Annotated in this window: 20 protein-coding genes; 10 read left to right on the top strand and 10 right to left on the bottom strand. The window is 69.7% G+C overall.

Annotation, left to right across the window (positions count from 1 at the left end; translation table 11 throughout):
- Positions 1–12: 12 nt before the first annotated feature.
- The gene (locus EF387_RS30235) at positions 13–1,626 is read right to left on the bottom strand and encodes an ABC transporter permease (protein ID WP_128379808.1); all 1,614 of its coding nucleotides are present in this window, start codon (positions 1,624–1,626) and stop codon (positions 13–15) included.
- Positions 1,623–2,537 (bottom strand): ABC transporter ATP-binding protein, encoded by a 915-nt coding sequence (locus tag EF387_RS30240; RefSeq protein ID WP_128379809.1) that lies wholly within the window; start codon positions 2,535–2,537, stop codon positions 1,623–1,625. Before EF387_RS30240 ends, EF387_RS30235 begins: the two co-directional genes overlap by 4 nt.
- Positions 2,538–2,652: 115 nt before the next feature.
- On the opposite strand from EF387_RS30240, the gene EF387_RS30245 reads away from it, so the two are divergent.
- The gene (locus tag EF387_RS30245; RefSeq protein WP_128379810.1) at positions 2,653–3,150 is read left to right on the top strand and encodes a GbsR/MarR family transcriptional regulator; all 498 of its coding nucleotides are present in this window, start codon (positions 2,653–2,655) and stop codon (positions 3,148–3,150) included.
- Positions 3,151–3,353: 203 nt separating this feature from the next.
- Here the strand turns inward: EF387_RS30245 and EF387_RS30255 are convergent, their stop codons facing one another.
- Complete coding sequence (locus EF387_RS30255; protein ID WP_128379811.1) at positions 3,354–4,637, bottom strand: adenylosuccinate synthase; 1,284 nt, start codon at positions 4,635–4,637, stop codon at positions 3,354–3,356.
- A 197-nt stretch (positions 4,638–4,834) separates the two neighbouring features.
- Here EF387_RS30255 and EF387_RS30260 point away from each other — a divergent pair, with 197 nt between their 5' ends.
- The 3 genes from EF387_RS30260 to EF387_RS30270 all read left to right on the top strand — a co-directional run bounded on the left by EF387_RS30260 (position 4,835) and on the right by EF387_RS30270 (position 8,055).
- Positions 4,835–5,647, top strand: a complete 813-nt coding sequence (locus EF387_RS30260) for an acylglycerol kinase family protein (RefSeq protein ID WP_238431786.1) — start codon at positions 4,835–4,837, stop codon at positions 5,645–5,647.
- A gap of 470 nt (positions 5,648–6,117) precedes the next feature.
- The gene (locus tag EF387_RS30265; protein WP_238431787.1) at positions 6,118–7,125 is read left to right on the top strand and encodes a C40 family peptidase; all 1,008 of its coding nucleotides are present in this window, start codon (positions 6,118–6,120) and stop codon (positions 7,123–7,125) included.
- Positions 7,126–7,365: 240 nt separating this feature from the next.
- Positions 7,366–8,055, top strand: coding sequence for a phosphatase PAP2 family protein (locus EF387_RS30270; protein WP_128379814.1), 690 nt, complete (start codon positions 7,366–7,368; stop codon positions 8,053–8,055).
- A gap of 137 nt (positions 8,056–8,192) precedes the next feature.
- Here the strand turns inward: EF387_RS30270 and EF387_RS30275 are convergent, their stop codons facing one another.
- A complete protein-coding gene (locus EF387_RS30275; RefSeq protein WP_128379815.1) occupies positions 8,193–9,746 on the bottom strand; it encodes an FAD-binding oxidoreductase in 1,554 nt (517 codons plus the stop codon).
- A gap of 423 nt (positions 9,747–10,169) precedes the next feature.
- On the opposite strand from EF387_RS30275, the gene pstS reads away from it, so the two are divergent.
- From pstS to pstB, 4 genes are all read left to right on the top strand, one after another.
- On the top strand, positions 10,170–11,306 hold the full coding sequence (gene pstS / locus EF387_RS30280; protein WP_128379816.1) for a phosphate ABC transporter substrate-binding protein PstS: 1,137 nt from the start codon (positions 10,170–10,172) through the stop codon (positions 11,304–11,306).
- A gap of 102 nt (positions 11,307–11,408) precedes the next feature.
- On the top strand, positions 11,409–12,413 hold the full coding sequence (gene pstC, locus EF387_RS30285; RefSeq protein WP_128379817.1) for a phosphate ABC transporter permease subunit PstC: 1,005 nt from the start codon (positions 11,409–11,411) through the stop codon (positions 12,411–12,413).
- Positions 12,410–13,474 (top strand): phosphate ABC transporter permease PstA, encoded by a 1,065-nt coding sequence (gene pstA, locus EF387_RS30290; RefSeq protein ID WP_128379818.1) that lies wholly within the window; start codon positions 12,410–12,412, stop codon positions 13,472–13,474. Before pstC ends, pstA begins: the two co-directional genes overlap by 4 nt.
- A gap of 74 nt (positions 13,475–13,548) precedes the next feature.
- Positions 13,549–14,325, top strand: coding sequence for a phosphate ABC transporter ATP-binding protein PstB (pstB, locus tag EF387_RS30295; RefSeq protein WP_128379819.1), 777 nt, complete (start codon positions 13,549–13,551; stop codon positions 14,323–14,325).
- A gap of 121 nt (positions 14,326–14,446) precedes the next feature.
- On the opposite strand, the gene EF387_RS30300 is transcribed toward pstB, so the two are convergent.
- The 3 genes from EF387_RS30300 to EF387_RS30310 form a co-directional block, all read right to left on the bottom strand.
- On the bottom strand, positions 14,447–14,866 hold the full coding sequence (locus EF387_RS30300; protein WP_128379820.1) for a hypothetical protein: 420 nt from the start codon (positions 14,864–14,866) through the stop codon (positions 14,447–14,449).
- Between the two features lie 124 nt (positions 14,867–14,990).
- Positions 14,991–15,989: an inorganic phosphate transporter gene (locus EF387_RS30305; protein WP_128379821.1), complete on the bottom strand. Its 999-nt coding sequence runs from the start codon at positions 15,987–15,989 to the stop codon at positions 14,991–14,993.
- Positions 15,990–15,998: 9 nt separating this feature from the next.
- Positions 15,999–16,619: a DUF47 domain-containing protein gene (locus EF387_RS30310; protein WP_029382179.1), complete on the bottom strand. Its 621-nt coding sequence runs from the start codon at positions 16,617–16,619 to the stop codon at positions 15,999–16,001.
- Between the two features lie 236 nt (positions 16,620–16,855).
- On the opposite strand from EF387_RS30310, the gene EF387_RS30315 reads away from it, so the two are divergent.
- Positions 16,856–17,212: a metal-sensitive transcriptional regulator gene (locus EF387_RS30315; protein ID WP_128379822.1), complete on the top strand. Its 357-nt coding sequence runs from the start codon at positions 16,856–16,858 to the stop codon at positions 17,210–17,212.
- Positions 17,213–17,619: 407 nt separating this feature from the next.
- Here EF387_RS30315 and EF387_RS30320 read toward each other — a convergent pair whose 3' ends face one another.
- Positions 17,620–17,814: a hypothetical protein gene (locus EF387_RS30320; RefSeq protein WP_128379823.1), complete on the bottom strand. Its 195-nt coding sequence runs from the start codon at positions 17,812–17,814 to the stop codon at positions 17,620–17,622.
- 121 nt (positions 17,815–17,935) lie between these two features.
- A complete protein-coding gene (locus EF387_RS30325; RefSeq protein ID WP_128379824.1) occupies positions 17,936–18,778 on the bottom strand; it encodes an SCO4651 family lipoprotein in 843 nt (280 codons plus the stop codon).
- A 143-nt stretch (positions 18,779–18,921) separates the two neighbouring features.
- Between EF387_RS30325 and EF387_RS46790 the strand changes: the two genes are divergently transcribed.
- Positions 18,922–19,083 carry a hypothetical protein gene (locus EF387_RS46790; RefSeq protein WP_155589793.1) on the top strand — a complete coding sequence of 54 codons (162 nt, stop codon included), beginning with the start codon at positions 18,922–18,924 and terminating at the stop codon, positions 19,081–19,083.
- A gap of 371 nt (positions 19,084–19,454) precedes the next feature.
- Here the strand turns inward: EF387_RS46790 and EF387_RS30330 are convergent, their stop codons facing one another.
- Positions 19,455–19,868, bottom strand: a complete 414-nt coding sequence (locus tag EF387_RS30330; protein ID WP_128379825.1) for an NUDIX hydrolase — start codon at positions 19,866–19,868, stop codon at positions 19,455–19,457.
- Between the last annotated feature and the right edge of the window lie 6 nt (positions 19,869–19,874).

The raw sequence follows: 19,874 nt of genomic DNA on the forward strand, positions 1-19,874 counted from the left end.
CCGCCCGCCCCCTCAGCTGACCATGTCCCGCCGTCGCAACCCCACCAACCCCGCCGCCACCAGCCCCGCCCCGATCGCCGTCAGGATCAGCACCGGCGGCCACGACATCGCCTCGCCGGGCAGCTTCGGCAGATGGCTGAAGGGGGACAGGTTCAGCACGGCGTCCGGAAGTTCCAGCGCGGGGCCGATCCACCCGATGATCAGGACCGCGCCCGCCACCCCCCAAGCCGCCGGGGCCGCCTTCGGCAGCGCCCCGTAGAGCAGCACCGCCGCGCCGCCGATCGCCCAGACCGCCGGCAGCTGCACCAGGCCGGCGCCCAGCACGGGACCGAGATCCTGCCCGTATCCGGCCGCCACGCCCAGCGCTCCGACCACCACGATCAGCGCGGAGCCGCCGAAGGCGACGGCGAGGTGGCCGCCCGCCCAGCGCACCCGTCCCACCGCGTTCGCCAGCACCGGTTCGGCCCGCTGCGAGGTCTCCTCCACGTGCAGCCGCAGCACGGACTGGACGATGTAGAGTGCGGCGATCATGCCGAGCATGCCGACCATCGCGGCCAGGAAGGCGTCCGTCAGCCCGGCCTGTCCGCCCATGCGCTCGATGACCTCGCGGGTCCGTGCGTTGTCCCCGACCAGGTCCGCCGCCCCCGTGGTGATCCCGCCGAAGGCCACCCCGGCGGCGAGGAAACCGAGGCTCCAGCCGAGCAGACTGCCCCGCTGCAGCCGCCAGGCCAGCGCCTCGGGCGTGCCGAGCCGGCCCGTGGCGGAACCCGGCCGGGTGGGCAGGAAGCTCATCCCGACGTCGCGCCGCCCGGCGAGTTCGTACGCCACCGCGCCCTGTACCGCGATCGCGCCGACGAACAGAAGCAGCACCCACCACCGTTCGCCCGCGAAGGCCCGCAGCTGCTCCAGCCAGCCGACCGGGGAGACCCAGGTCAGCACCGAGGAGCCGTCGGCCTCGGCCGAGTCACCCGCCGCGCGCAGCACGAAGGCGGCGCCCAGCAGCCCGCCGGTGAGCCCCTTCGCCAGCCGGGCGCTCTCCGTGAGCTGGGCGACGATCGCCGCCATCGTGGCGAAGACCATTCCGACGCCGGCCGTGCCCAGCCCCAGAGCCAACGCGCCCGAGGCTCCCTGACCGGCGAGCCCGCCCGTGATCAGCAGCGCCAGCGCCCCGTTCGCCACGAGGGCGGCCAGTAGCGCGGCCGTCAGCGGCGCGCGCCGGCCCACCATGCCCGAGGAGAGCAGTTCCTGCCGGCCGCTCTCCTCCTCGTCGCGGGTGTGCCGTACGACGATCAGCAGGCTCATGATCGCGGCGAACACCGCGGCGAACACCCCGATGCGCCAGGCCACGAGCCCGCCGAGCGAGTCGCTGAAGACCGGCCCGTAGGTGGCGCGCAGGGAGCTGTTGGTCAGCAACTGCCGGGCGAGTTCGGCGCGGTCGGCGGGCGTTGCGTACGCGGTCTCCAGCGCGCCCGGCATGGAGACGACCATCAACGCGATGACGCCGACCCAGAGGGGGAGCAGTACCCGGTCGCGGCGCAGTGCGAGCCGCAACAGCGCGGCCGTACCGGCGAGTTGCCGCGATCCACCGGTCCTCGGGGTGAACGCGGAAGTGACGGTGGCGGTCATCGGGCCCCGGCCTCCTCGAGCTCGTCCTGGTAGTGCCGCAGGAACAGCTCCTCCAGGGTCGGCGGGGTGGAGGTCAGGGACCGTACGCCGGATTCGGTCAGGGACCTCAGGACGGCGTTGAGTTTGTCGGTGTCGACCTGGAGCCCGACCCGGTTGCCCCGGACCTCGACGTCGTGCACCCCGGGCAGATCCGCCAACCCGTTGGGCGGGCCGACGAGTTCGGCCGTGACGCTGGTACGGGTCAGATGGCGCAGGTCGGCCAGGGTGCCGCTCTCCACGGTGCGGCCCTTGCGGATGATGCTGACCCGGTCGCACAGCTCCTCCACCTCGCTGAGGATGTGCGAGGACAGCAGGACGGTGCGGCCCCGCTCGCGTTCCTCCCTGACGCAGCGCTGGAACACCTCCTCCATCAGCGGGTCCAGGCCCGAGGTGGGCTCGTCGAGGATCAGCAGGTCGACGTCGGAGGCGAAGGCGGCGACCAGGGCGACCTTCTGCCGGTTGCCCTTGGAGTACGTGCGCCCCTTCTTGGTCGGGTCCAGTTCGAACCGCTCGATCAGTTCGGCCCGCCGCGCCGGGTCGAGGCCCCCGCGCAGCCGCCCGTACAGGTCGATGACCTCGCCGCCGGAGAGGTTGCGCCACAGGGTGACATCGCCGGGGACGTAGGCGAGGCGGCGATGCAGTTCGACCGCGTCCGCCCACGGGTCCTTGCCGAGCAGTTGCGCGGTGCCCGCGTCGGCGCGCAGCAGGCCGAGCAGGACCCGGATGGTGGTCGACTTCCCTGCGCCGTTCGGGCCGAGGAAGCCGTGCACTTCGCCGGTCCTGACCTCCAGGTCGAGCCCGTCCAGGGCGTGTGTCCTGCCGAACGACTTGTCCAGTCCGGCTACCTCAATGGCGCTGTTGGCCTTCGTCATGCTTCGGAAGGTACGCTTCTTTCAGAAATTTGTGAAGTTAAGGAAGTGCGTAAACCGACAGCTACACTGGGCCTCGGGTAGCTCGAACGCGCCCCCAACGCGGGAGATGATGCACATGACGGAACCGGGTGAGGCGGTGCGGGACGCCGAGGCGGTCTCGAAGTTCGTGGAGGGCTTCGCGGCACAGCTCGTCGAGGCCGGCATGCAGCGGATGCCGGCCCGGGTGTTCGCAGCGCTGCTGTCGTCCGACTCCGGCGCCATGACCTCCGCGGAACTCGGCGAACAGCTCCAGGTCAGCCCGGCCGCCGTCTCCGGCGCGGTGCGCTACCTGGCGCAGCAGCACATGGTCTCGCGCGAGCGCGAACCGGGCTCACGGCGCGAGCGCTACCGCGTGCACAGCAACCAGTGGTACGAGGCGCTGACCAACCGGGACGTGGTGCTCAAGCGCTGGGAGAACGCCCTGCGCGATGGCGTCGAGGGCCTCGGCGAGACGACCCCGGCGGGCCGCCGCCTCGCCGAGACGCTCGCCTTCTTCGAGTTCGTCGAGCGGGAACTCGCCAGGATGATGGAACGCTGGCGCGCACACCGCGAGGAGGTCTTCGGGCGCGACTGATGGCTGCCGGCGGGCATCTTCCCCGCGCCTGATGTCGCCCATGCTGCACAAAGTCGTTCGGCGAGCAACTCCACATCCCCGCCCCCTTCGACTGCACCCTCGACACCGCCGGCTTCCAGGCGCCGGAGCAGCCCGCGGAGAAGTGATCGCGCATGCGGGAGGGGCGCCCCCCCGGGCGCCCCTCTTCGCTGTCCGCGTCGGGCCTACAGGAACGAGTTGATCTCGATCGTCTCGTCCCGCCCCGGACCCACGCCGATCGCCGAGATCGGTGCCCCGGACATCTCCTCCAGCGCCTTCACGTACGCCTGCGCGTTCTTGGGCAGGTCGGCGAAGGTCTTGGCCTGGCTGATGTCCTCGGACCAGCCGGGGAGGTTCTCGTAGACGGGCTTCGCATGGTGGAAGTCAGTCTGCGAATAGGGGAGTTCCTCGACGCGCTTGCCGTCGATCTCGTAGGCGACACAGACCGGGATCTGCTCCCAGCCGGTGAGGACGTCGAGCTTGGTCAGGAAGAAGTCGGTCAGGCCGTTCACCCTGGTCGCGTAGCGGGCGATCACCGCGTCGAACCAGCCGCAGCGGCGGTCACGGCCGGTCGTGACGCCCCGCTCACCGCCGATGCGGCGCAGCGCCGCGCCGTCCTCGTCGAACAGCTCGGTGGGGAACGGGCCGGCGCCGACACGGGTCGTGTACGCCTTGAGGATGCCGATGACCCGGCTGATCTTCGTCGGGCCCACGCCCGAGCCGGTGCAGGCACCGCCCGCGGTCGGGTTGCTGGAGGTCACGAAGGGGTACGTGCCGTGGTCGATGTCCAGGAGCGTGCCCTGGCCGCCCTCGAAGAGCACGACTTTGTCGTCCTCGAGCGCCTTGTTGAGGACCAGCACCGTGTCGGCGACATACGGCGCGAGCTTGTCGGCGTAGGTCAGCAGCTCCGAGACGACCTGGTCCACGGCGATCGCGCGGCGGTTGTAGAGCTTGGTGAGGACCTGGTTCTTGATGTCGAGGGCCGCCTCGACCTTCTGCGTCAGGATCGACTCGTCGTACAGGTCCTGGACCCGGATGCCCACACGGTTGATCTTGTCGGCGTAGGTCGGGCCGATGCCGCGCCCGGTCGTGCCGATCTTCCGCTTGCCGAGGAAGCGCTCCGTCACCTTGTCCACGGTGACGTTGTACGGCGTGATGATGTGAGCGTTTCCGCTGATCAGGAGCTTGGACGTGTCGACGCCGCGCTCGTTCAGACCGCTCAGCTCGGAGAGCAGGACCGACGGGTCCACGACGACACCGTTACCGATGACCGGGGTGCACCCCGGCGAGAGGATCCCGGAGGGGAGGAGGTGAAGGGCGTACTTCTGGTCGCCCACGACGACCGTGTGACCGGCGTTGTTGCCGCCTTGGTACCGGACCACGTAGTCGACTGACCCGCCGAGCAGGTCGGTCGCCTTCCCTTTCCCCTCGTCACCCCACTGAGCACCGAGCAGCACAAGTGCGGGCACGCGCGTACACCCCTTCCGGGCGGGGCATGTCCAAGGTCAGGGACGTACGCGGCACGGCGTGCGGCTGCGTGCGTCGGCGACCTTCGTTGGCCGCAACCCGTCGGACCGGATGCCCCGGAATAGACGAAGCCCCTGGCGCAATAGCGCAAGGGGCTCTTGCACAAAGATGCTACCCGAGGAAGCGAGGCAGGACCGAGGTGGCGACATCCGACCAGTTGCTGGTGGTCATCGACCCCCTCGCCCGTCGCACGGACGGTGAGTCGGTGCGGATCGCGAAGGACGTGCTCGGCGCCGGTGCGAGCACGAAGGTCTGCCTCCCGGACGGGCCCGAGGAATTCGCGCGGGCGCTCTCCCGGAGGGGGTCGCGGCGGCCGGTGGTGGTCGGCGACGACCATGCCCTGCTGCGCGCGGTGTCCGTGCTCCACCGGCGCCGGGAACTGGCCGGATGCACACTGTCCCTCGTGCCCGTGGGCGGTACGGTCTCGCTCGCGCGGTCCCTAGGGGTGCCGTCCGGAGCGGTGGCCGCCGCGCGGGCCGTGCTCGACGGTGCGGTGCGGCAGCTCGACCTGCTGGTGGACGACAGCGACGGCGTCGTGCTGGGCGCGCTGCGCATACCCCCGCCGACACCCCCGCCCGCACCGCCCGAGGACTCCGGGTTCCTGCGCACGTGCCAGTCCCTGGTCCGCAACCTCGCCGCCCGCCCGCCCCGGGTGTCCCAGGCGCCCGGACCCTCCCGCCTGCGCGTGGAGGCGGACGGCGTCACCCTGGTCGACCTCGACCAGCCGGTGGACGCGGTCTCGGTGACGACGGGCTGCGACGGCAAGGCCGAGGTCGAGGTCCGCCCGGTCTCGGTCGGCGCGGAGGCGACCCCCCTGCGCGCGGTCGCACAGAGCGTCACCATCTCCGGCGCCCACTTCCGCTACCACGCGGACGAGGTGGTGGGCGGGCCGGTACGGACCCGGACGTGGCGGGTGCGACAGGAGGCCTGGGGACTCACGCTGCCGGGGTGAGGCCCGGCTCCCGGGCGCGACTCGGGACGTTGCCGCCGACTGCGCCCTGAGCAGCGGTGAGCGGCAGCAGCAGTGAGCGGCGGGTCAAGTGCCTTCCCTCTGACGGCCATGGGCCTCTCTCTGGCGGCCGTGGGCCTTCCCTCTTGGCGGCCATGGGGCCGTGGGCCTTGCCCCTTGGCGGCCATGGGGCCGTGGGCCTTCCCTCTTGGCGGGCGATGGGGCCGTGGGCCTTCCCTCTTGGCGGCCATGGGGTCATGGGTCGGTGCTGTCACGCGCGTGAATCCTGTGGTGCGGCACGGGCGTCAGAGCTGAGTCACCCGGGCCGGCGGCCTGAGCAGGCGCCCCCCTGCGCCCTCCCCGTGCCCCGGTGTGCCGAGGTGAGCTGCAGCGAGGCCGAAGATGATCCCTCACAGGCACAACAAGCGCTAATACACTGACCCCCGGCCAAAATTGCGGGCGGCGAGGGGCGGTTGACGGTGCGTAAGGGGTGGGTCGTCGCGTCGGCCGTGGCGGGGGGTGGCGTCAGCTTCGTGATGGTGCTCGTCGTCGGTACCTACCTGGTCGCCGGCAACCTCGCAGGCGGCTCCGGCGGGGGCGCCGTCGCCCTCGCCAGGGGCGCCGTGCCCGCCGCGTACCAGGATCTCGTGCAGAAGTGGGGCAACCTGTGCCCGGCCATCAATCCCGCCCTGCTCGCCGCCCAGCTCTACCAGGAGAGCGGGTTCAACCCCAACGCCAAGAGCCCTGCCGCCGCCCAGGGGATCGCACAGTTCATCCCGGGGACCTGGGCCACCCACGGACTCGACGGGGACGGCGACGGGGACAGGGACGTCTGGGACCCCAACGACGCCATCCCCTCCGCGGCCTCCTACGACTGCAAACTCGCCTCCTACGTCAAGGACGCCCCCGGCGACCCGACCAAGAACATGCTCGCCGCGTACAACGCGGGCCCCTACGCCGTCATCAAGTACGGCGGCGTCCCCCCGTACCGCGAGACCCAGAACTACGTGAAGACCATCACCGACCTGCAGCAGAGCTTCGCCGCGCCGGTCGGCCGTGTGGACCCCTCCGAGCAGGCCGCCGGAGCGATCTACTACGCGCAGAAGAAGCTCGGCACCCCCTACCTCTGGGGCGGCAACGGCACCGCCGACCAGGGCGGCCGGTTCGACTGCTCGGGGCTGACGAAGGCCGCGTACGAAAGCGTGGGCATCGAGCTGCCGCGGGTCGCCAACGATCAGTACAACGCAGGACCGCACCCGGACCGCGACGAACTGCTCCCCGGAGACCTGGTGTTCTTCTCCGACGACCTCACCAACTCCCGCGCCATCCGGCACGTGGGGATCTACGTGGGCGGCGGCTACATGATCGACGCGCCGCGCCCCGGTGCCGTGATCCGTTTCGACCCCATCGACACACCGGACTATTTCGGGGCGACCCGGGTGACCGCGGATGGCGCGAAGGCACTCCCCACTTCTGTGTGAAGTGGCCGGAACTCTCTGTTACCGTCCGTCCCTGAGCTGCGGCGATGTATCTCTCTTCGATAACGTCTGCGTGATCTTTCAGTGGAGTGTGGAACGTAGGACGGAAAGTCGTGCGTTCCTTTTGTGAGTGGGCGAGCAGACGTAAAGCGGAACACGGAAGCGGATCTACGACCACGGGGGTGGACGGCGCGGCGCACGCACGGTGCACGCGGAAGCAAACGACGAAGGGGCCGCTGCACGATGGCTGGACTCGCCGGATCCGGGGCGAACCCCGACGTCGACCTGCTCTATGACATCAACGGCCTGGCCCGGGCCGCCCCGCCTTGGTTCGACCGCGTCATGGAGTTCGTGGGCGAGTGGGGCCTGATGCTCGCGATGGTGCTGCTGGTGCTCGGCTGCTGGTGGTCGGTACGGCGGCGGGAGGATGCGGCGGCTTCCGTGGCCGCCGTCGCCTGGGCGCCACTGGCCGCCGCGATCGCGGTGCTGGTGAACGTGCCGATACGGGGTTTCGTGGAGCGGCCGAGACCCTTCAAGGATCACGACGGGCTCGAGGTCCTGGTCTCCGGGAAGAACGACTTCTCGTTCGTGAGCGACCACGCGACGATCGTCATGGCCCTCGCCGTCGGCCTGTTCATCGCCAACCGGAAGTTCGGGCTGGTGGGACTGGGGCTGGCTGTGCTGGAGGGGTTCTGCCGCGTCTACATGGGTGTGCACTACCCGACGGACGTCATCGGCGGCCTCGCGCTCGGTACGGCCGTGGCGCTGCTGCTGTCGCCGGTCGCCACGGCACTGCTGACGCCCGTCGCCCTGGCGGTCGAGCGGTCGCGGGTGGGGTGGCTGGTGCGCGCGCGGGGGTCGTCCCCGCAGGAACGCGCCCTGATCGCCCGCGCCGAGTCACTCTCCGACGAGGAGCGTGACCTGGCGGCGTAGCCCGCGGGAACGGCTTGCGAGGCGCCCGCGGGAACGCCCTGAGCGGGGCCCGCCGGAATGGGGGTCCGCACCGGGCGGCCGACGGGAACGGCTCGCGCCGGAATGGTCCGCACAGGGCGGGCCCGCGGGAGCGGTCGTCACAACGCCTGTGGGTAGGAGAAGAACCGTCCCGGGTCGTAGCTCTTCTTCACCTGTGTCAGGCGTGTTGCCGCGGGCCCGTAGTACGCCGAGCGCCAGTTCCGCAGGGCCGGGTCCGTGTAGTTCTGGTACGCCGCCCCGGACGCGTACCGTGCCATCGCGGCATGGACGGAATTCAGCCACGTCTGCGCGGCGGAGCCGGAGGTGCCCGCTCGCCAGGACGCGAGGTACTGCGCCAGCATCCGCGAGCGCCGGTGCACGAACGCCGTCGCGGTCGGGTCGACCCGGTTGACCGCCCCGCCGAGCGCCGTGAGCTGGATGCTGCCCGCGCCGCCGCGTACGGCGGAGATCTGGTTCAGCAGGGTCTGGATCCCGGCCGCGGAGATCGACCGGTCGAAGAAGTCCGAGCGGGCCGCGTACGTCTCGCGGCGAAGCACGCCCCGCGCGTCGCGGCCCGGTGTGCTGCCGGGCAGGTGGCACTGGGCGTCCGTCGGGAAGGACGAGCAGCCGGCGTAGACCTCCATCGACTCCTCGTACGAGCGGCGCTTGAGGGACACGCTGCGCGCGGGGGCGCCGACGCGGTCGGCGAGGCGGTCCACGGCGTTCTGGAGCTCGCGGTAGGTGCCCAGCGAGAACGCGGCGACGGAGACGGTGGGCGTCCCGCCCGCTCCCTTCGCCAGATGGCACGACGACCAGATCTCGTCGGGCTGGGTGGGCCCCCACTCCTGCCACGCCCTCAGCACCGCGGCGGCCCGCGCCCACGGCCAGGTCAGATACGCCGAGACGCCCTGCGGCGCGGGGTGAGTGCGAAAGCGCAGCTCGGTGACGACGCCGAAGTTGCCGTTGCCTGCGCCGCGCAGCGCCCAGAAGAGGTCCTTGTGCTCACGAGCGTTCGCGACGAGCTGCTTGCCGTCGGCCGTGATCAGCGTGGCCTGGGTGAGGCTGTCGCAGGTCAGCCCGTAGGCGCGGGAGACGACGCCGTGCCCGCCGCCCAGTACCAGCCCGGAGACGCCGACCGTGGGGCAGGATCCCGCCGGTATGGTGACGCCCTTCGCGGCGAGCGCGCGGTAGACGTCGATCAGCTTGGCCCCGGCGCCGACGACGGCCTCGTTCCCGCTCGCCCGGACCCTGCTCAGCTTGGACACGTCGACGATCAGCCGGCCGTTGCCCGAGGACCAGCCCGCGTAGGAGTGGCCGCCGTTGCGGATCGCCACGGGGATGCGGTGCGCCTTGGCGTAGGCGAGCGTGGTGCGGATGTCGTCCGGGTGCGCCACGTAGGCGACCGCCGTCGGTTTGAGCCCGTCGAAGCGGGTGTTGTAGAGCTGTCGGGCCGTCGTCCAGCTGCGGTCGCCGGGGCGGATCAGCGGGCCGTCCAGGTCCTTGGCCAGGGCCGCCAGACCGGCGGCCGACGCTTTGGTGCCGGTGACGGTGAGCGCGGTGTTCGACGCCGTCGTCCGCGCCGATCCGGTCTTGCCCCCACTGCCGCTGCACGCGGCGGTGGCGGCCACCGTCAGGGCACCCACCCCGCCCGCGACGAACGCACGCCGTTCCATCTACGCCTCCCGTTCACGTCCCCTGGAACAGGACGGCGCCACGGGTTCCCTGGTTGCTCGGCCCCGGGGCGGCGATTTTTCGCCAGGCCGGCCGTCACCTGCGGCGCCCCGGATCCGGAGCGACGCGGGGCTGGTGAGGGACCGGAGTCGGGAGGGTTCGGGACCTCCGTGTGCTCCTCTCGTAAGCGTTCCGTGACCTCACCGCATTGACGGCGGGGGTTCACCTTCCGTTCACCAATGACCTCAGGCGGCTTCACTTGGTCTGCCTAATTTCGGCCCTACCCGGTGCAAGGGCGCGTTGTCGACAGCGCTCGCGCATCACGCGAGAACTGCGGCCCCACGGCGCAAGTCTGTTTACAGGTGTCCCATAAAACATCGCGCGCCGCCGCTACGGACGGCGGCTCCTGGAAGGAACTCCCGAAAGTGAAGCTTCAGCGCAAGAACCGGCTGCGCGCCCTCTCGCTCGGTGCGGTCGCCGTCTCCGGTGCCCTGGCCCTGACGGCGTGCGGCTCCGACGACACCAGCCCCGCGGGGGACAGCGGCTCCGCCTCGGCCTCCGCCCCCAAGGCGGGCTCCATCAAGTGCGACGACGCCAAGGGCCAGCTCCAGGCATCCGGCTCCACGGCGCAGAAGAACGCGATCGACGCTTGGGTCAAGGCGTACCGAACCGCCTGCCCCGAGGTCCAGATCAACTACAACCCGACGGGTTCGGGCGCCGGTATCACCGCGTTCACCCAGGGTCAGACCGCGTTCGCCGGTTCCGACTCCGCGCTCAAGCCGGAGGAGGTCGAGGAGTCCAAGAAGATCTGCACCGGTGGCCAGGGCATCGACCTGCCGATGGTCGTCGGCCCGATCGCCGTCGGTTACAAGCTCGACGGTGTCGACAGCCTCGTGCTGGACGCCCCCACCCTCGCCAAGATCTTCGACAGCAAGATCACCAAGTGGAACGACGAGGCCATCAAGAAGCTGAACCCCGAGGCGAAGCTTCCTGACCTGAAGATCCAGGCCTTCCACCGCTCGGACGAGTCCGGCACCACGCAGAACTTCACCAAGTACCTCAAGGCCGCGGCCGCCGACGACTGGAAGTACGAGGCCGAGAAGTCCTGGCAGGCCAAGGGTGGCCAGTCCGCGCAGGGCTCCTCCGGCGTCGCCCAGCAGGTGGGCCAGACCAACGGCGCGATCTCCTACATGGAGCTGTCCTACGCCAAGGACGGCATCAGCACGGTCGACATCAAGACCGAAGCCGCCGAGCCGGTCAAGGCCACCACCGAGAACGCCACCAAGTCCATCACCGAGGCGAAGATCGTCGGCACCGGCAAGGACCTCGCGCTGGAGCTGAACTACACGCCGAAGGCCGAGGGCGCCTACCCGATCACCCTGGTGACCTACGAGATCGTCTGCGACAAGGGCAACAAGGCGGACACCCTGCCCGCCGCCAAGTCCTTCCTCACCTACATCGCCTCCGAGGAGGGCCAGGGCCTGCTGACCGAGGCCGGCTACGCCCCGGTCCCCGAGGAGATCATCACCAAGGTCCGCGAGACCATCTCGGGCCTCAGCTGACCTGAGTGTGCGGCCCATCCCCCGACGGGGGGTGGGCCGCACCGTCCGGTGCACCGCCGCCAGGAGCCTCCCGTACGGAAGCTCCGCAGACCGGAGAACTCGATGGACACATCAACGCAGAACATAACGACGCAACCCGTCCCCCCGCCCGCCGACGCAGAGCAGAAGCGCGCCGCGCGCGGTGCCACCCGCCCCGGAGACCGGATCTTCCTCGGCCTGTCCCGCGGTTCCGGCATCTTCCTGCTGGTGATCATGGCGGCCATCGCCGTCTTCCTCACCCTCCGCGCCGCCAACGCGATCAGCAAGGACGAGGGCAACTTCCTCACCACCTTCGACTGGAACCCCACCGCCAATCCGCCCGTCTTCGGCATCGCCGTCCTGGCCTTCGGCACCGTGGTGTCGTCGATCATCGCGATGGCCATCGCGGTCCCGGTCTCCGTAGGCATCGCCCTGTTCATCACGCACTACGCCCCGCGCAAGCTGGGCGGTCCCATCGCGTACGTGATCGACCTGCTCGCCGCCGTGCCGTCCATCGTGTACGGCCTGTGGGGCGCCCTCTTCCTCGTGCCGCACATGGACGGCCTGTATGGCTGGCTGGACGACTACCTCGGCTGGACCGGCATCTTCGAGTGGCAGGGCGGCGCGGCCCGCTCCCTGTTCACCGTCGGCATCCTGCTCGCGGTCATGATCCTGCCGATCATCACGAACGTGAGCCGCGAGGTCTTCCGGCAGGTCCCGCAGATGCACGAGGAGGCCGCTCTGGCCCTCGGCGCCACGCGCTGGGAGGTCATCCGCATGGCCGTCCTGCCCTTCGGGCGCTCCGGCATCATCTCCGCCTCGATGCTCGGCCTCGGCCGTGCGCTCGGCGAGACGATGGCGGTCGCCATGGTGCTCTCCCCGAGCTTCGACATCACCGCCAGCCTGCTCGACCCGGGCGGCGGCACGTTCGCGCAGAACATCGCCAGCAAGTTCAACGAGGCCACGGAGATCGGCCGTGACGCGCTGATCGCCTCCGGTCTGGTGCTGTTCGTCATCACGCTGCTGGTCAACGGCGCGGCCCGGTTGATCATCGCCCGCCGCAAGGAGTTCTCGGGGGCCAACGCATGAGCAACGCAACCCTCTCCGGAAAGCGCCCGAGCAGCCTGCGCGGCGCGACGCTGCCCAAGTGGTTCCCCTGGGCCGTCGCGGCCGGCTCGATCGCCCTCGGCCTCGGCATCAGCGCCGCCGCCGGGCTGGACAGCAGCATCCAGTGGGCCCTGATCGCCGCGCTCCTGTTCGTCCTCGGGTCGTACGGCATCGCAGCCCGCGTGGAGGGCCCCCGACAGGCCAAGGACCGGGTGGCCACCAGCCTGGTCTGGGTCGCTTTCATCCTGGCCGTCGCCCCGCTCGCCTCCCTCATCTACGAGACGATCAAGCGCGGTGTGAAGGTCCTCGACGGCTACTTCCTCAGCCACTCGATGGGCATCATCGCCGACAGCGAGCCGGGCGGCGGCATCTACCACGCCATCCTGGGCACCCTGGAGCAGGTCGGCCTCGCCACCCTGATCTCCGTACCGATCGGCGTGCTGACCGCGATCTACCTGGTCGAGTACGGCCGCGGCAAGCTCGCCAAGGCCGTCACCTTCTTCGTCGACGTCATGACGGGCATCCCGTCGATCGTCGCTGGTCTGTTCATCCTGAGCCTCTGGATCATCACCCTGGGCATGGGCTACTCCGGCTTCGCCGGCTCGATGGCCCTGACCATCCTGATGCTGCCGGTGGTCGTCCGCTCCACCGAGGAGATGCTGAAGCTCGTCCCGAACGAGCTGCGCGAGGCCTCCCTGGCGCTGGGCGTGCCGAAGTGGCGGACCATCCTGAAGGTGGTGCTGCCGACCGCCATCGGCGGTATCACCACGGGTGTGATGCTCGCGGTCGCCCGTATCGCCGGTGAGACCGCGCCCGTGCTGCTGCTGGTGTGGGTCACCCCCCTCATCAACTCCAACCCGTTCAAGGACCCGCAGGCCTCGCTGCCCGTGTACATCTACCTCCAGTACGCGAACAGCGGTGGACAAGGGCCGGGGTACGACCGGGCCTGGGCGGCGGCGCTGGTGCTCATCGCCTTCATCATGATCCTCAACCTGGCGGCCCGCGGTATCGCCCGCTGGAAGGCCCCGAAGACCGGTCGCTAAGGCTTCGACTTGCGGCTACCGCCGCGTGGGGCCAAAAGCGAACAGTCAGCGACCCGAAAGAAGCAGTGATTCACATGGCCAAGCGAATCGACGTCAGCGGCCTCAACGCCTACTACGGATCCTTCCGTGCCATCGAGGACATCTCGATGACCATCGAGCCTCGCTCCGTGACGGCCTTCATCGGCCCGTCCGGCTGTGGCAAGTCCACCTTCCTGCGCACCCTGAACCGCATGCACGAGGTCACGTCGGGTGGCCGGGTCGAGGGCAAGGTCATGCTCGACGACGAGGACCTGTACGGCGCGGGGGTCGACCCGGTGGCCGTGCGCCGCGAGGTCGGCATGGTCTTCCAGCGCCCCAACCCTTTCCCGACCATGTCGATCTTCGACAACGTCGCGGCGGGCCTGAAGCTCAACGGCAACTACAAGAAGTCCGAGTTGAGCGACATCGTGGAGAAGTCCCTGAAGGGCGCCAACCTCTGGGACGAGGTCAAGGACCGGCTCAACAAGCCCGGTTCGGGGCTGTCCGGCGGTCAGCAGCAGCGGCTGTGCATCGCCCGCGCGATCGCGATCGAGCCGAACGTCCTGCTGATGGACGAGCCCTGCTCCGCGCTCGACCCGATCTCCACGCTCGCCATCGAGGACCTGATCGGGCAGTTGAAGGAGCGCTTCACGATCGTCATCGTGACGCACAACATGCAGCAGGCGGCGCGTGTCTCCGACCGCACGGCCTTCTTCAACCTGGCCGCCGTCGGCCAGCCCGGCAAGCTCATCGAGATCGACGAGACGGAGCGCATCTTCTCCAACCCGTCGGTCCAGGCGACCGAGGACTACATCTCCGGCCGCTTCGGCTGATCGAGGCCGGCTGAGGCCGACCGAAGACCCCTCGCGGTGCTGCATGGCGGTGCCACCGCGAGGACGCAAAAGGGCCCGCCCCCCGGTTCCCGGGGGGCGGGCCCGTGTCGCTGTGCCGGTGTCAGCTGATGCCGTCGGCCGGCGCTTCCTTCCAGTTGCTGCAGGTGCCTTCCTTCACGTCACCGTTGTCCTGGATGCAGACCTTGATGTACACGGTGGACGACTCGGCGAAGTTGTAGTTGCGCTCCTCGCACGTGCCGATCCCACCGCCGCTGTAGATCTTGGTGACGCTGCCGCCACTGCCGACCTTCCAGTAGCCGGCCACCCCGGCGCCGTCGCCCCAGTTGTCGCAGACCGAGATCCGGTCGCCGTCCGGGTAGAACCACTCCGCACCGGCCGAGCCGATGTAGTCGCCCGAGGCGTAGGTGATCACACGGTAGTAGTCGAGCGCGGCGGCGGGCCCTGCCCCGAGGAGCACGGCGGCGGTCACGGCCGTCGTCGTACCGACGGCGGACAGCAGACCTCTTCGCAAAGTGAGCATGACTGTTTTCCTCCCGTTGCCGACTGCCAAAAGGCAGCCGTCGAACGCCTGTTCAGTGAACAAACGTGCAGAATGATGTCACGGGAGAGGCCAGTGTGACAGGGCTTTCAGCAGGGGCCGCAACTCACAGGAAGGCCAGGTTCACGATCCAGAAGCTGAACGCGGCCACGGTCGCGGCGGCGGGCATGGTGATGAACCAGCCGAGGACGATGTTCTTGGCCACGCCCCAGCGGACCGCGTTCACACGCTTGGTGGCGCCGACACCCATGATCGCCGAGGTGATCACATGGGTCGTCGAGATGGGCGCCTTGAAGATGAACGCGGTGACGAACATGATCGACGCGCCGGTGGTCTCAGCGGCGAAGCCCTGCGGCGGGTCCAGTTCGATGATCTTCCGGCCGAGCGTGCGCATGATGCGCCAGCCGCCCGCGTACGTGCCGAGCGAGAGCATCACCGCACACGCCACCTTCACCCAGACCGGGATCGGGTCGCCGTAGTCCTCGACATCGGCGATGACCAGGGCCATCACCACGATGCCCATGGTCTTCTGGGCGTCCTGGAGGCCGTGCCCGAGCGCCATGCCCGCCGCCGATACGGTCTGCGCTATGCGGAAGCCGCGCTTGGCCTTGTGCGGGTTGGCGCGTCGGAAGATCCACATGATGGCGGTCATCACCAGATAGCCGGCGATCAGGCCGACCACGGGCGAGATGAACATCGGGATGACGACCTTGTCGAGCACGCCGGACCAGATGACGTCCGTCCCACCCGCCAGTGCCGCCCCCACCATGCCGCCGAACAGGGCGTGCGAGGACGACGAGGGCAGCCCGAAGTACCAGGTGATGAGGTTCCAGGTGATCGCGCCGGCGAGGGCCGCGAACAGGATCCCCATCCCCGTCGAGCCCTTGGGCGTCGCGATCAGCCCCTCGCTGACGGTCTTGGCGACCCCGCTGCCCAGAAAGGCGCCTGCCAGGTTCATGACCGCTGCCATCGCGAGGGCGGCCCGGGGGGTCAGCGCGCGGGTCGAGACAGAGGTGGCGATCGCGTTCGCCGAGTCGTGGAAGCCGTTGGTGTACGTGAAGAAGAGCGCGACCGCGATGGTCACGACCAGGGCGAAGGTGTCCATGGAGGGGCCTCAGGACTCCTTCACGGCGATGGTCTCCACCGTGTTCGCCACATGCTCGAAGGCGTCGGCGGCCTCCTCCAGCACGTCCACGATCTGCTTGAGCTTGAGCACCTCGATGGCGTCGTACTTGCCGTTGAAGAGGTGCGCAAGAAGCTTTCTGTGGATCTGGTCGGCCTGGTTCTCCAGCCGGTTGACCTCGATCCAGTACTCCGTGAGGTTGTCCATGGTCCGCAGGTGGGGCATGGCCTCCGCCGTCAGTTCGGCGGCACGTGCCAATACCTCGATCTGCTGCTCGACACCCTTCGGGAGCTCCTCGATGTTGTAGAGGACGACCAGGTCGACGGCCTCCTCCATGAAGTCCATGATGTCGTCGAGGGAGGAAGCGAGTGAGTAGATGTCCTCGCGGTCGAACGGCGTGATGAACGAGGAGTTCAACTGGTGGAAGATCGCATGCGTCGCATCGTCACCGGCGTGTTCCGCGGCCCGCATACGCTCTGCGATCTCGGCCCGGGCGGACGCGTCCGCTCCGAGCAGTTCCATCAGGAGCTTCGAGCCCGTGACGATGTTGTCCGCGGATGCGGCGAACATGTCGTAGAAGCTCGTCTCCCTGGGGGTCAGACGAAAGCGCACGTGGGGTCCTCGGAGTCCTCTTGTTTCGGTCAGGCTGATGCTAGGCGCATCATTCGGCCACGGCTAATGGGCCGTCCAACAGTCTCGCTTATCGGGCAGAGTGCTCTGCATGGGGTCCGATGCGGGCAAGGGCCAAGGGCCGTATACCCATGAAAATCCGGTACGATATACCCACCTGGGGTATACGTACCCGTCGAAACCGGCATGCCCGCAGGCCGGATCACCAGGAGGACGCGATGACGACCACCGAGGCCGGTACGGCGGCGCCTTCGGCGGGGACCGAGGGGTCCCTGACCGATCACGACCGCGGGATGCACGGCTACCACAAGCAGAAGGACGAGCACCTGAAACGGCTGCGCCGGATCGAGGGGCAGATCCGCGGACTTCAGCGCATGGTCGACGAGGACATCTACTGCATCGACATCCTCACCCAGGTCTCCGCATCGACCAAAGCCCTGCAGTCCTTCGCGCTGCAGCTTCTCGAGGAGCACCTGCGCCACTGCGTCGCGGACGCGGCGGTGAAGGGCGGGGCGGAGATCGACGCCAAGGTGGAAGAGGCGACAAAGGCAATCGCCCGCCTGCTCCGCACCTGATTACCGCGCCGGCCTGGGGACCCGCACTCCCACGGCCGGCAGCCGCGAACCGGCGGAAGGGGACGTGACGGACTCTCCGCCCGCAGTGGCCGGCGCTCGGGTCACTCGAACCTTCCGTGCAACGCGCAACGCGCCGGACCGAGGACGGAGAGTCCGTCACGGCCCCGCAGCGGGCGCAACGGGGCGGGAGCAACGGACCGGGAACAACGGGCCGGGCGCAACAGGCCGGGCGCAACGGAACCGGCGCAACGGGCCGGGACGGAACGAACTGTGCACAAAGGGCCGGGGGGAACGGGCCGCGCGCAACAGGACGGGCCCGGACCAAGGCGGATCGAACCGGACACAACGGGACGAACCCGGCGCAACCGGTGAAAGCCCGCACGGCCGACGCGTAGCCAAAGCAGCACTCAGTTACGGAGCTTCCCCCGCTCGCCCTCGGGGGAGCGCTCGCCCACCCCCAGTACCTCGTCGATGCGGTCCGGGCTGAGACGCTCCTCGACGGCGGCCGAAGCCGCGATGATCAGGTCGCCGCACAGTTCGATCTCGGCGAGCGCCACGTGGTCCTGAACTGCCGTACCGCGCACCGGAGCCACGTGCCTCACCTCTTCCTGTCGTCACCGACTCCCTAGGGTAGGCAGCGGCCCACGCCCCGCGCATGGCACGTAGGGACCATTTCCGGACCGTTACCCCGGCGGGGAAACGCCCCGAAACGCCCCACGCCGTTCAACGCTCGGCGATCTTCCCCGCGTAGATGTCCCCAGCCCCGGGCAACCGCACCCGCACCGGAGCGCCGAAGTCGAAGAGGAGCGTGGTGGAGGCGACGGCCACCGTCCCCTCGTGCCGGTCGTTCACGAAACTGAACCGGTGCCGTACCTTGCGCATCCGCCCCTGGTCGTCGAGGTAGGCGTCGAACGGGACTTCGGCCGTGGCGAACCCTTTCGCCGCCGCGCCCAGCGCACCGCGACTTCCCGCGGAGGCCACCCTGGCGGCGACCGCGAGGTCGGCCGTACCGCGGTAGTGCCGTACGGCGGTCCCGGCCAGTTCGGTGCGGCCCACGTACGTCGCCGTCCGCGCGCCGCGCAGCAACTCGGCGGCGGCCAGCGGATCGGTGGCGCCGCCGGTGACGAGGTTTCCGTCGGAGAGCGTGGCGGTGTCGACCCGTACCCATTTGTCGGCCGGAACCCCGGCCCCGCGGTTCTTCATGTAGAGCGCGCCGGGGGCGAGCAGTTCGGTGATCCGGCGGTGCCCTTCGACGCCCTCGGGGCCCGGCGGGAGCAGCACCCTCAACCGGCCGCGCCGGTTCCTGAAGTCGTAGAGGCCCTCGCCCCGGATGGTCACCCGGGTCCCGCCGCTCGCCATCTCCATCGACGTGCGGGCCTTCGAACTGCCCTCGCGCACCAGCGTGCCGGCGGCCCGGTGCAGCACGCCGACCGGGTCGGGCCCGGCCTCCTGGGCGACGGTTCCACCGCCGGCGCACCCGGTGGCACAGAACACCACCCCTGCCGCCACCCCCGCCGTAACGGCCACCGCCGTCCCGCCCGTCAGCCTCTGCTGCCGCTCCACCATCGCCTGCCTTCCCCCAAGCCGCTCGGTCCGTACGCGGGCCCGCTGTCGTTCCGCTTAACGAGGGCCGGGAGCGGCCGTCACGCCATGCAGAAGCGCTTCGCCGAGGCGGGAGAGCGCTTGCTCTGTACCGGTACCGTGGTTCTGTGGCACAGCAGGACGTGACCGGAAGCCCTCAACACCGCGTCAGTACGGTGGAGAAGGGGGCGTTCTGCACCGCCCGCTGCAGCTGCGGCTGGCGCGGCCCGGCCCGCCGCGCCCGCGGCAAGGCGCGAACGGACGCGGCGAAGCACCTGGCGAAGGCGTAGTCACCGAGCCCCACGCCCGCACTCACTGAGCAGCGCCCGCACTCATCGAGCCCTACGCCCCACTCACGGAAGTGCCGCGCCGCACTCATCGAGCCCCACGCCCGCACTCACTGAGCAGCGCCCGCACTCACTGAGCCCCACGCCCGCACTCACTGAGCCCCACGCCCGCACTCACTGAGCCCCACCCCCGCACTCACTGAGCCCCACGCCGACGCGGATCAGCGCGGTCTCGTCCTCGCAGTCCGTGTCGGGGAGGGCCCGGCGCGGAGGGCCCGTGCGCTTCTCGCGGGTGTCGGGTGGTCGGGTGAGGGCCGCTTCGCGGTGGGGAGATCATGGCCCAATACGGGAGTTGACGGGCGTGAGCAGATCGCTCAGGCGTGTCGGAGCACCGCGAGGAGTTCGTCGACGAGTTCCCGGTCACGCAGCATGGTGAGCCGCTCGCGGGCGTCCGCCGGGGCGAGCCAGCGGATCCGGTCGACCTCCTGGCTGGGGACGAAGCGGCCCGCGGTCGCCTCGGCCGCCCAGTAGTACACGGTCTTGGGCCGGCCGCCGGCGATGTAGTGGACGGAGGGCAGCCGGGCTCCGGTGACGCACTCGTGGCCGGTCTCCTCCGCGACCTCGCGCACCGCGCAGGCCAGCGGGTCCTCGCCGCGCCTCAGCTTTCCCTTGGGGTGTGACCAGTCGTCATATTTCGGCCTGTGAACCAGACAGATCTCGAGCTCACTGTCGATGGGCGAGGTGCGCCACAGCACGCAACCCGCCGCCAGGACGGTGTCGTTGGCCATCGGATG

This window comes from Streptomyces cavernae, assembly GCF_004023625.1.
Taxonomy (GTDB): Bacteria; Actinomycetota; Actinomycetes; order Streptomycetales; family Streptomycetaceae; genus Streptomyces; species Streptomyces cavernae.